The sequence below is a fragment of the Vibrio sp. E150_011 genome (assembly GCF_053544015.1).
Genome location: NZ_JBHFOL010000011.1, coordinates 154,696 through 166,209 on the forward strand (window position 1 = coordinate 154,696; position 11,514 = coordinate 166,209).

Annotated in this window: 8 protein-coding genes; all 8 read right to left on the minus strand. The window is 44.4% G+C overall.

Annotation, left to right across the window (positions count from 1 at the left end):
• Positions 1–29: 29 nt before the first annotated feature.
• On the minus strand, positions 30–1,316 hold the full coding sequence (wecC, locus tag ACE1OE_RS16760) for a UDP-N-acetyl-D-mannosamine dehydrogenase (RefSeq protein ID WP_449211718.1): 1,287 nt from the start codon (positions 1,314–1,316) through the stop codon (positions 30–32).
• 17 nt (positions 1,317–1,333) lie between these two features.
• Positions 1,334–2,458, minus strand: coding sequence for a non-hydrolyzing UDP-N-acetylglucosamine 2-epimerase (gene wecB / locus ACE1OE_RS16765; protein ID WP_449211719.1), 1,125 nt, complete (start codon positions 2,456–2,458; stop codon positions 1,334–1,336).
• Between the two features lie 175 nt (positions 2,459–2,633).
• A complete protein-coding gene (locus tag ACE1OE_RS16770; protein WP_449211720.1) occupies positions 2,634–4,802 on the minus strand; it encodes a polysaccharide biosynthesis tyrosine autokinase in 2,169 nt (722 codons plus the stop codon).
• A 134-nt stretch (positions 4,803–4,936) separates the two neighbouring features.
• Entirely contained in the window at positions 4,937–5,296 is a 360-nt protein-coding gene (locus ACE1OE_RS16775; RefSeq protein ID WP_449211721.1) for a four helix bundle protein, read from the minus strand.
• An 89-nt stretch (positions 5,297–5,385) separates the two neighbouring features.
• Positions 5,386–5,826 carry an arsenate reductase/protein-tyrosine-phosphatase family protein gene (locus ACE1OE_RS16780; RefSeq protein WP_449211722.1) on the minus strand — a complete coding sequence of 147 codons (441 nt, stop codon included), beginning with the start codon at positions 5,824–5,826 and terminating at the stop codon, positions 5,386–5,388.
• Between the two features lie 190 nt (positions 5,827–6,016).
• Positions 6,017–7,150 (minus strand): polysaccharide export protein, encoded by a 1,134-nt coding sequence (locus ACE1OE_RS16785; RefSeq protein WP_449211723.1) that lies wholly within the window; start codon positions 7,148–7,150, stop codon positions 6,017–6,019.
• A 1,267-nt stretch (positions 7,151–8,417) separates the two neighbouring features.
• Positions 8,418–10,631 carry a YjbH domain-containing protein gene (locus ACE1OE_RS16790; protein ID WP_449211724.1) on the minus strand — a complete coding sequence of 738 codons (2,214 nt, stop codon included), beginning with the start codon at positions 10,629–10,631 and terminating at the stop codon, positions 8,418–8,420.
• Positions 10,624–11,403 (minus strand): capsule biosynthesis GfcC D2 domain-containing protein, encoded by a 780-nt coding sequence (locus tag ACE1OE_RS16795; protein WP_449211725.1) that lies wholly within the window; start codon positions 11,401–11,403, stop codon positions 10,624–10,626. The genes ACE1OE_RS16790 and ACE1OE_RS16795 overlap by 8 nt, the downstream gene beginning before the upstream one ends.
• Between the last annotated feature and the right edge of the window lie 111 nt (positions 11,404–11,514).

Consider the following 11,514-nt stretch of genomic DNA (forward strand, 5'->3'; position numbering starts at 1 on the left):
TTTAGAATTTAGAATTTAGAATTTAGAATTTAGAATTTAGAATTTTTGACATCCCAAATCCCTTTAGTGTCTATAATAAAATTTGATGGCCTAAGAGAATACTTAAACTCTTTATGATCAACTAATAACACATGTATTTGAGCTTCTTTCAATGCATAATCCATACAAGTAAGCTCAACATTGTTAATACTACCAGTTATCTGAGATATATTAGGCTCAACGGCAATAACACGACCAACATGTTCTTGTACTATATTTTTTGTAATTGCCATTGCAGGGCTTTCACGCAAGTCATCAATATCAGGTTTGAAAGCTAAGCCATAACAAGCAACAGTCACTTCACGGGCTTTTTTGTCTGGGTTAGCTAGCAGAAATTCTGCAATAGCCAATTTCACTTTATTAATAACCCACTCTGGTTTTGCATCATTCACTTTACGTGCAGTATGGATTAGTTGTGCTTCTTCTGGTGTTTTCGACACAATAAACCAAGGATCAACCGCAATACAGTGCCCACCTACACCTGGACCAGGCTGTAAGATATTAATACGAGGGTGACGATTAGCTAAAGAAATGAGCTCCCAAACATTAATGTCCAGTTTGTCACAAATAACTGAAAGCTCATTTGCAAATGCTATTTGAACATCACGACATGAGTTTTCTGTTAACTTTGCCATTTCAGCGGTGCGAGCATTGGTGATTACACAATCACCTAAAACAAAGGTTTTGTACAATTCTACAGAACGCTCTGAACAGCGAGTTGACATACCACCAATAACACGATCATTCTCTACCAATTCACGTACAACATGGCCCGGTAAAACTCGCTCTGGGCAGTGTGCAATATTGACATCTGCATTTTCACCTGCCACTTGAGGGAAAGTTAAATCACTTCTTGCTTCAGCTAGCCACTCAGCCATTTTTTCAGTTGCACCGACAGGAGAGGTTGATTCTAAGATCACTAAATCCCCTTTCTTTAAAACGGGGGCAATAGCTTTACTCGCAGTTTCAATAAACCTTAAATCTGGTTCTGGAATTTCACCTTCCGCGCATTCTTTAAAAGGCGTAGGTACTGCAATCAAAAATGCATCTGCAGGCTCCGGAGTAGTCACGGCTTTTAAATAACCTTCCGTGACTGCTGCATGCACAATCATATCCAGATCTGGTTCGACAATATGAATCTCACCACGGTTAATGGTATCTACTGCATTTTGGTTAACATCGACACCAATTACTTTTTTCTTACGTGATGCAAACATCGCTGCTGTCGGTAGCCCGATGTAACCTAAGCCGACAACTGAAATGGTTTCAAAAGACATTATCATTCCCTAAAGTTTTATTTTGCTAATTCGTTCAAGATTCTTTGACAAGCTTTACCGTCACCGTATGGGTTGTGTGCAAAGCTCATCGCTTGATAAGCGCTTTCATCCGTTAGTAGCTGATTTAAATTCTCAACAATCATCTCGACATCAGTGCCGACTAACTTTACCGTGCCTGCTTCAACCGCTTCTGGTCGCTCGGTCGTATCACGCATTACCAATACAGGTTTACCTAAAGAAGGTGCTTCTTCTTGAATACCGCCCGAGTCGGTCAAAATGATGTGTGCGCGGCTCATTAAATAGATAAAAGGGAGATACTGTTGTGGTTCGATAAGATGAATGTTATTAATGTCAGCAAGAATACGATTCACAGGTTCACGAACGTTTGGATTAAGATGCATCGGATACAGAATTTGCGTATCTGGATATGCTTTAGCTGTGATAGCAAGTGACTCACAAATACGCTCAAAACCACCACCAAAACTTTCACGACGATGACCCGTCACAAGAATCAGCTTTTTGCTTTCATCCAAAATTGGGAACTGAGCAGAAAGCGTAGCGTTCAAATCTTTATCAGAATCAATCTTGTCTTTGACCATCAACAAGGCATCAATCACCGTGTTACCCGTTACTGAAATATCTTCTGGATTAAAGTTCTCTTTGAGCAGGTTTTCTTGTGATGTTGGCGTTGGTGCAAAGTGGTACTTTGTTAATGCGCCAGTTAGACGACGATTCCCTTCTTCTGGCCAAGGCGAGTAAATATAACCTGTGCGAAGACCAGCTTCCACGTGACCAACTGCAATTTGTTCGTAATAAGCGGCTAAGCTTGCAGCAAAGGTTGTTGCCGTATCGCCATGCACTAAAACCACATCAGGTTTGAATTCTTCTAGTACTGGTTTAAGCTCTAACAAAATACGCGCCGTCACTTCATTGAGTGTTTGACCGGCTTTCATTAAGTTCAAATCGTAGTCTGGCGTGATTTCAAACAGTTCTAATACTTGGTCAAGCATTTCACGGTGCTGAGCTGTAACGCAACACTTTGCTTCAAAGCGCTCATCGGCTGCTAGAGCATGAACAAGAGGTGCCATTTTGATGGCTTCTGGACGTGTGCCAAAAACCGTAAGAATTTTTTTCTTAGTCATTTTATGAAATTTCCAACCGACAGGTGAAATGAAAAGAGGCAATTTTCATAGCTTTTAGTCTCAGCATTACAATTACACTGAGACACTTTTTATTCATTTTGAGACAGTCTATTGCGGACAATCTCTTATAAAACCTAGATTTTGCTTACTTTCTTAAAACCGCCCCCAATAGACCCTACTTTTTATCACTCGTATACGCATAGTTATAATACCCATACCCGTAACCACTAGACGCCTTCTTCTCAATCGCGTTAAAAATCACGCCTTTTACTTCAATACCGGATTGCTCAAAACGCCCTTGTGCAACTTCAATTTCTTTAAGGGTATTTTGTCCAAAACGGGCAACCATTAACGTCGTACCTGCTAACGCTCCCACAATACTTGGGTCAGTCACAGCAAGGACTGGCGGAGTATCAATAATCACCAAATCGTAATTTTCTGAACTCCACTCGATAAAGTCTTTGAAGCGAGGATGCATAAGCAGTTCTGAAGGGTTTGGTGGAACTTGGCCACGTGAAATAATATCGAGATTATCAATGCCTGTTTTCTTGATTACTTGCTCAATGGATAGCTTACCGCTTAATAGCTCAGATAACCCATCATCCCATTTCAGGTTAAATGGTTTTTGAAGGTAGCCTTTACGCATATCAGCATCAACCAGTAATACTTTCTGCCCTGTTTTAGCGGCAACAGCAGCGAAATTAGTCGAAACAAAGGACTTACCAATACCAGGCGCAGGCCCAGAAATCATCAAGATATTGTTTTTTGCTTCCATCATCGCGAAATGTAAGCTGGTTCGAAGGCCGCGTAGAGCTTCAATGGATAAGTCTGCAGGGTTGCTTTCCGCCAGCAGTGCGCTCTTAGCATTTTTTCGTTTTAATAGTTGATTCAATTGAAGTTGCATATCGGATTTAGGCACGCTGGCATAAACAGGCAAGCCGATGGCTTCAATCTCATCTGGTGATTCTACGCCTCTATGGAAGGCTGCACGCACTAGCACCAGTGCTACACTCAGCATGCCACCTAGCAATGTCGCTAATACGACAATCAGCGGTTTTTTCGGTTTCACGGCATGGGTTTGCGATTGTGCGGAATCGATAATACGCACATTACCCACCGTACCGGCTTTCATGATACTTAGCTCTTGTACCTTGTTTAACAGCTGCACATAGATTTGCTGGTTCACTTCTACATCACGTGTCATGCGCAGTACTTCACGCTGTGTTTTAGGCAGCTTTTGAATTTGTTTGTTTAGACGTTTTCTCTCACCCAATAACGTTTCACGCTTTTCAAGCAAAGATCGGTAAGCAGGGTGGTCTTTTGTGAAACGTTGGCTTACTTCACTTTCTTTAAAGGTTAGTTCATTGAGTTGCGCTTCAAGCTCTACCATTACTGTTAGTGTCGACTGAGCTTCCAAGCCCAAATCGATAGAGTCATTGTCTTGACGATATTGGTTTAGCGTATCTTCTGCCGCCGTTAAGCTAGTTTTAATATCCGGTAAGTGACCCTGCAAAAACTCTAAGCTTTTCTCTGCTTCTGCTGATTGGCGTTCTACATTTTGTAAAAAGTAATTTTGGCTAATGTCGTTAACAATACGCTCGATTAAAGGTTTATATTCCCCTTCCATCGAAAGCTGTAAGATACCTGTTTGTTTACCACGCTCAGAAACAGAAAGCGTAGCCTGCAAGCCACCAATCGCATCAATTCTGGCTTTTTTGCCTAACACATACTCTTGGCCTTGTTCACCCTTTAGAAAGGTGACAAACAATCGATAACCATTACCTTCCGCTAACGTCCCTGCCTTTCCGCTCAGTAGCGTTTCACCTTGCGCATCTAATAAATCAAACCCTTTATTCTTTTCATCCGTTTGCACAAGTATTAATGTTTTGTCGTCAAGGTAATGCCAACGCTCAGCCACGTCTAAACGACCCACATCGATTAGTGCTTGTCCGCCAGTTATTCTAGCCAGTCCCTTACCAATCACTGGCAGGTACTTAGGTACAGCAACCGTGGTCAGATTCAATTTGTCTACGGTTTGACCCAGCACCATACGAGATTTGATTAATTCAATCTCAGTCGTTGCGGAAGACTCTTGCGCAAACATATTCTCTAGGCCTTCACCTAAAAGCGAAGACACACCACCACTCTTTTGCTCAACTTGAATTAAAGCATCGGCTTTGTAGATCGGTGTGGCGAGCAGTGCGTAAGCAATACCGAAACAGGCGAAAACGAAGGTTGTTACGATGATTAGCCATTTGGCGTCGAGTAGGATGCCGAATAGTTTGCCGAGATCGATTTCGTCGGAGAAGGAAGAAGGCATTTGCGGTGTTTTTTGGTTTTGCATTGGGGGATAAGTTCCGAGTTAAAGCAGTTAAAGGGTAAATGGTCCTGTGGTCCTGTGGTCCTGTGGTCCTGTGGTCCTGTGGTCCTGTGGTCCATTTTTTCGTGCTTGACGTCAAATACAAGCCTAAATGACACTCATTTTACGATACCCTTTCTGAGTTTGATGAGCTTGGCTAACATCACTGAGATATGCTTCGCCTCGTTTATAAATGTGAGCCCTTGCTCTTTACTGAAATACCCAAGTTCAATTCCTATATACACTTGAGTAATGAGCTCTCCACACGAACCTTTTGCATAATACAAAAATCTTGCAGATTCAGCTGGTGTTTCTCGCTCTTCACCTTCAGATATATTCGAAGGAATAGAAAGTGCACTACGAGAAAGTTGGTCTTTAAAACCGTAGTTTTTACAATGTTCAAGTTGCCGTACGATATCAACCGTCAGTCGAGAACTTTTCTTCCATACTTCTAACCGCTCAAACCCTAGTAGTCTCATCGCATTCTCTGCTCAAAGCCCAACCAAAGTAAAACAGGGCAAGTATTTGTTCACATCCCAAAGGTCCATAGGTCCGCTCTTCTCCGCTCCTACAGCTTTTTTACCCATTCCTTCGCACTTTGCTCAATCAACTCATACGCATGATCGAACGCTTCGCGGCTTTGGCGGTAGGGATCGGGGATATCTTTTTGTCCTATCCATTGGCCGAAGAGCATAGTTTTGCCGCGTGCTTCTGGGGCGATGCTGGTTAGGGCTTCTAGGTGACCTTTTTCCATGACTAGGATTAGGTCGTAATCTTTGCACAATTCACTCGTGAGCTGTTGTGATGCGTGGTTTTCTACATCTACGCCGTGCTCGGCGGCTACTTGGATGGCGGTTTTGTCGGCGGGTTTGCCGATTAGGCCGCTTTTCGCGGAGGCGATGCCTGCTGACGCGACGGTTTTGTTGGGTAGTAGTTGCGCTAGCATGCGCTCACCGATAGGGGAGCGGCAGATGTTGCCTACACAGACGACTAAGATTTTGTTGAACATGGTTAAAAGCGGTCCTGGTTAAAAACGGTTCTGTGGTTCTGTGGTTCTGTGGTTCTGTGGTTCTGTGGTTCTGTGGTTCTGTGGTTCTGTGGTTCTAGCAAAAAACTAAAACAAGGTATGTCAAGTGCTTACATCTCTCGACATACCAACACCATAGGGCCATAGCACCATAGGTCCGCTATTACTTCCCCTAATTCCCCCACGCGCGGTAGGAGTTACCCGTATCAGCAATATTCTTCATGCCTGTTAGCGTTGGGAGCAATTGGGTCATTAAACGGTTCCAGCGTGCCAGTGGTGTCGCGGTGACGTAAACTACGTCGTATGGCTGGAGTTCAAATTCAGTACCTAGGAACAATGCTGTAGCATCTTGCATGTTGAGTTGGTAGATGTTGGCTATTTTTTCTTGCTCATCAGCGCGAGTGGGGCGAATAACAAAAATTCCTGTTGCTTCTGCTGCGACTTCATTTATGCCACCAACACTACTTAATGCTTCTGTTAGACTCATGCCGTTACGTTCCATCTTAAGTGTTTGTGGTTCGCCGACTTCACCCATCACGAATATTTTCTGTGCATCGTTGCGGGGCACGTGGATGATATCACCAGGTTGCATTAAACGATTTTGGGTTAAATCACCTTTTTGCATCAATGCGTATAAGGAAACACGCTCTTCTACACCATTTCTAGTCAGGCTAACATTACGCCAATCAGCATCAGTCTCCAGACCACCCGCTAAGTTAATAGCATCAAGGAGGGTCATGGGAATATTAGTCACAGGTTTCTGTCCTGGGCTATCAACCTCGCCCGTTACGTATACTTTTTTAGAGCGAAATGCCGCTACGTTCACATCAACTTGTGGGCTTTCAATATATTGAACTAGTCGAGCTGTTATGTCTTTTCGTATTTCACGGACTGTTTTTCCGGCTACGTCAACAAAACCAATGTAAGGGTAGAAAATAGTGCCGTCTGCGCTTACCCAGTTACCGGCTTCGGCAGAGCTACGATAGGAACCGGCAGGGATCGTTAATTCTGGGTGGTCCCAAATGGTGATATTCAGTATATCACCAGGCCCAACACGGTATTGATACTTTGCCACTTCAAGATCTAAGGCTGGGTTTGGTGTTGAGACAGGCTCAGGAATTTTAAAAGAAGCCACTCGTTCCGGCGTTAACGGATACACGTTAACACGCTCAGATAAGTCGGTGGTTTCACCTTCCGCTTGAATGACGTTTTTACCACTGGTCGAGATGTGTCCACCAGGTAAGGTACAACCGGCAAGTAATAGTGGGAATAGTGCCGTAATGGTGAATTTTTTAACGTTATTCATGAGGTGTATTAAGTTCCTGGGATTGGGTTCCTAGTTCCTGGAATAGAGGAAAAGCTCCGTATTCCTGGAAATATTGTCCTTTGGGGTCTATTGTTCTGGGGATGGCTTTTATTATCAAGGGTTACGTGATATTTGCTTACGAATTTGAGCAGCAGATCGTCATGCGTTGAAAGACGCTACCGCCCGAAGGTGTTAAGCATATAACCCTATTATGCATCCGTTCTCATTGTTCACTTCCTCCAAGGAAGTGCGTGCCCTACTAGCGTAATGAACCAGTATGACGATGTTGTGTCATGTGTTTCGACATCTAAGGCCTGAAATCGGCACTACACGAAAAGTCATGCGATCTAGGTTCAATTTCTTGAGCTGTATTATCCACACTCAACTATCTATTACAATGAATAAGTTACTGGTTGCTTATCTTATTTTGTTATGAATCTGGGTCCTGCAAGATTTTGTTTTTGGGGTTATTAGTTGTCAACCAAAAACAGGCAACTTATTTATATTGTCGATAAGCTTTTTCTAGGAACCAGGAACCGCTTTTCTCTAGTCCCTTCTTTAAAAACGCTACCGCCCTGCGGTGTTTTGCACATAACCGCATGGTGCTTTTTTAGGGGATTGTATGTGAACACGTAGAAACATCCAGTTACATGCTATGCATAAAACGGATAGTTGAACTTTTTACTGACATAGGGAGGTAGTGTTAAGGCAATATTTTTATTTATTTTAAGCCATGTTGCTCATTAACACTTACTATCTAATATGAACGTCACTGTTCTACATCGATGCTTTTGCATTCTTATGTGTTGTCTATCCTTACCGCTTCTATTATTTATAAATCGCTCCAAAATAGAAGCGGTATTTTGACATAAAACAGAACTAAGATCACACTGATATTTAGGTTTTTGTGGCCTGTGGTTCTGTGGTTCTGTGGTTCTGTGGTTCTGTGGTTCTGTGGTTCTGTGGTTCTGTGGTTCTGTGGTTCTGTGGTTCTGTGGTTCTGTGGTTCTGTGGTTCTGTGGTTCTGTGGTTCTTCAAGATTTTCAAAAAGCCATGCCCCCTGTCAACAACAGCTCACACATAACTGACAATTTCCAAATCAATCAAAACAACCACACCCTAGGGCCCAGGACCACTCTTACCCAACACCCTATCCCAACAAAATCATCACTACACCACAAACACATACTGCTTATTTCCCACAGAAATCAAAGTACCCTCCCCAGGACCTAGGACCGCTCTTCCCCCCAGGACCGCTTTCCCCCCTCTACTCAACCTCACTCGGCCTCTGCAACCAAGGCGATCTCGCATCCGTCAAATCAAATAACTGATACTTCCGACTTAACATCTGCCCGCCATCACGCGTAATCGGCTGCCATGAAATATTGGCGCGATTGCTGCTCGGCTTCACCGTCATGATGTCGAACGGAATGGAAACGTAGAAGCCCTTGGTAAAGCTGCCTTCGCCGAAGTCTTCTGTGCTCATGTTGGTGAAACTCGCATAAGCACCCGCGATCACGCCGCTGTCAAATTGCTTGGAGAAATCGACTCGTGTACCTAGGTCTCCTGCTAAGAATTTACCGACGCCCACCTTAAGTAGCGTGTTATCAATAAATGACCATTGCGGCATGTAATAGCCCGTAAGGAAACCCGTGGTGCCTTGGGTTAATACCTTATAATAACGGCCATCTTTTTCACTGTATTGCTGCTCTTCGGTAAAGACACCAAACCAGCTATCCGGATCACGCTGAGATACTAGGTTGACGTCGGCGCCTATGGCCCAGTTTTGGTTAAGCGGTCGGTATAACACCTCACCACCCGCACCGGCAAACATGCTCTCTAGGTAGCCGCCGTAGGCTTGGCTATAGAAGCCATTGCCAATTTCGTCCAACCACGTTAATTGTAGGTTATTCATACGGACAGGGTTATCGGTTACGTACGAGCGAAATAGCGTTCTTACCCTTGGTACGTCAGTGCCATCAGGTGGTACTTCGTAGTTAAAGCTGTCGTAGTTATCCACCACATTAATATGCACACCACCAGAGAAGTTGACGTTTCGGGTCAGCCAGTATTCTGCACCAACGTTAATGCCGATTTCGTACAAGTAGAAGTTTTCTGCTGAACCAAAGGATTGCGCTAGCGTGGGTGACACATAATAGTCAAAGGACTTAAAGCCATCGTAAACCGTGTTCACTTGTTTACTGTCACTTAGATTGACCTCTTCACGGCCTGTTGTGGCTTCATTGAAGGATTTATCAATGCTTTGCGTCAGGGCAATCTCTTGATAAATCGGGGCATCAATGCGTGTGGCTGTCGTTGGCACATTTTCTGATGTTTCTACAATCTCATAGGTCTTGATATTACTTGGCAGATTATTAGACAAAATCGCAGCCGCACGTTCTTGGGCTTCTGCTCTGTCTCGGTACTTGGTTTGGCGGGCGGTAATAATGGCTTTATCGCCATCGACGGTGATTGTCGGCTCTTTATACCCAGCATTACTTTCTAACTGATTGGCTAACTGCTGCCAATCGACATCTTCTAAGCGTTGCGATACGTCGCTGGGTCTTGGCTGAACTTCTGGCTCATCCAGCCACACGGCTTTCATATCATTGAAGTTAGTACGTAGCGTTACCCCAAGCGCGAGAGTATTGCCTCGCTCATAGCTGACACGCGCATCCCCCCAATCTCCTATTCGATACAATGCCCCCACGTTCCAAGGCGTTGCCGGTGTCATATCAGAGTGGCCTCGAACATGAGGCGCATCTTGTGAGTAATCGTTACTGTCGTACTCTAATTTAAAACGTAATGGCTGCCATGGGGTTTGATACTCGACACCACCGAACAAGGCTGCTGGCCCTCGGAACCAGCGATCGTAACTAGCCATTCCACCATTACCTTTTGTATCGCTTGCTCTTGTACAAAAACCATCACTCACCTGACAAAATGGATTGGGTACATTGTCTCTTGTGCCTAGATAACCCCATCCCATTCCGAGCGTAAAATCGAAATTTTCATATCGTTTCGTCGCAGCAACAAACTCGCCGTCAAACAACCCCGTGCCACCAAAGTCACGAAAACCGACCGATGTTTCAGGTAAATAGTCCGTTTCTTGCCAAAGTCGAACCTTGAAGTCGATACCTTTATCAGCCCAATCGGTGTCCCCGCTAAAGCTTGGATCATTACTGTACGGGATCCCTTGAACGATGGTGTAACGAATGGTGGTTTCAAGCCAAGGCATTAGCTGCAAGCTCACATTATATTTATGATAATCGTTGTTCCAATTACCATTAATACTGAATTCGCCTTCGCGTGCCATTCGCCCAGTTGGCATTTGCATCAAACCCACGCCACCAAAGTCAGACTGAGAAGGTGTAAGTGTGGCGGGTTCAAACGGGTCTGCCGATACTGAGCTGCTTAATACCGCACTGATTGATAACGAAAGAACTGCGAGTGCCGGTAAGGAAGCCGTGATCTTATTCATTGTTGTGGGTTACCTTATGGCGGTATAGCTGAGTGAGGTCGTCATTGAGCGTAGACAATTCAGATGGTACTGAATCAAAAGGAATAAAGACTAATGCGCCAGGCGCAAGAAAATGAGGTGTGAAATTCCAATGCCCGTAGGCTGCAATTTGTACTTCACCATCAGGCTGAATCACTATGGCTTCACTATCACTGGCTGAATTAAGACGAACATCCCCTAGCACTCGGAAGTAGTCGGCAAGAAACCATTGCGCTCGATGAGGACGAGATGCCACATGCTTGATTGCCCCAACAAAATTCACGTTGTCGTTTCTTACCCCAATATTCAATTGATATTGCCCATTGAGTAACGGGTTTTGTTTCAGCTGCGACTGCACAACATCGTAATCTAGCGAGGTAAATTCACGGTAGTGAAACTCAACAGCGTTAATTTGCGCAGCAACGAGATTCGCTCGTTGTTCTGGGTCTTCGTTTTGAAATATCGCGAGCTGCGACAATACATTTTGCTTGAGTGCCTCTACCTTGGCTTGCTTTTCAAGATCAAACAATTGCGCTTGTAAGGGCTCAAAATTTACGCCCTGGTTTGCTGCTTGTAATTGAACATCTTTCAGCACGGTTTCTAGACGCGCTGGTTGGTCGTAATCCAAACGAATGCCTTGTTCGGGAAGCAATACTGACAGCTCTGACTGTGTTGAAGAGTCAGACGCGATGGCAGAGTAAGCAAACAGGGATAGTGTGATTGCTATAAGTTGTTTTTTACATCCTTGGAGCATGGGGCTTCCTTGGTGGTTGTTTTTGGGTCCTGGGTCCTGGGTCCTGGGTCCTGGGTCCTGGGTCCTGGGTCCTGGGTCCTGGGTCCTGGGTCCTGGGTCCTGGGTACTGGG

Excerpts from the sequence above, each read along its gene's own strand:
- ACE1OE_RS16770 (WP_449211720.1), bottom strand. The coding sequence starts at position 4,802 with ATGCAAAACCAAAAAACACCGCAAATGCCTTCTTCCTTCTCCGACGAA.
- ACE1OE_RS16785 (WP_449211723.1), bottom strand. The coding sequence starts at position 7,150 with ATGAATAACGTTAAAAAATTCACCATTACGGCACTATTCCCACTATTA.
- ACE1OE_RS16780 (WP_449211722.1), bottom strand. The coding sequence starts at position 5,826 with ATGTTCAACAAAATCTTAGTCGTCTGTGTAGGCAACATCTGCCGCTCC.
- ACE1OE_RS16775 (WP_449211721.1), bottom strand. The coding sequence starts at position 5,296 with ATGAGACTACTAGGGTTTGAGCGGTTAGAAGTATGGAAGAAAAGTTCT.
- ACE1OE_RS16795 (WP_449211725.1), bottom strand. The coding sequence starts at position 11,403 with ATGCTCCAAGGATGTAAAAAACAACTTATAGCAATCACACTATCCCTG.
- wecC (WP_449211718.1), bottom strand. The coding sequence starts at position 1,316 with ATGTCTTTTGAAACCATTTCAGTTGTCGGCTTAGGTTACATCGGGCTA.
- wecB (WP_449211719.1), bottom strand. The coding sequence starts at position 2,458 with ATGACTAAGAAAAAAATTCTTACGGTTTTTGGCACACGTCCAGAAGCC.
- ACE1OE_RS16790 (WP_449211724.1), bottom strand. The coding sequence starts at position 10,631 with ATGAATAAGATCACGGCTTCCTTACCGGCACTCGCAGTTCTTTCGTTA.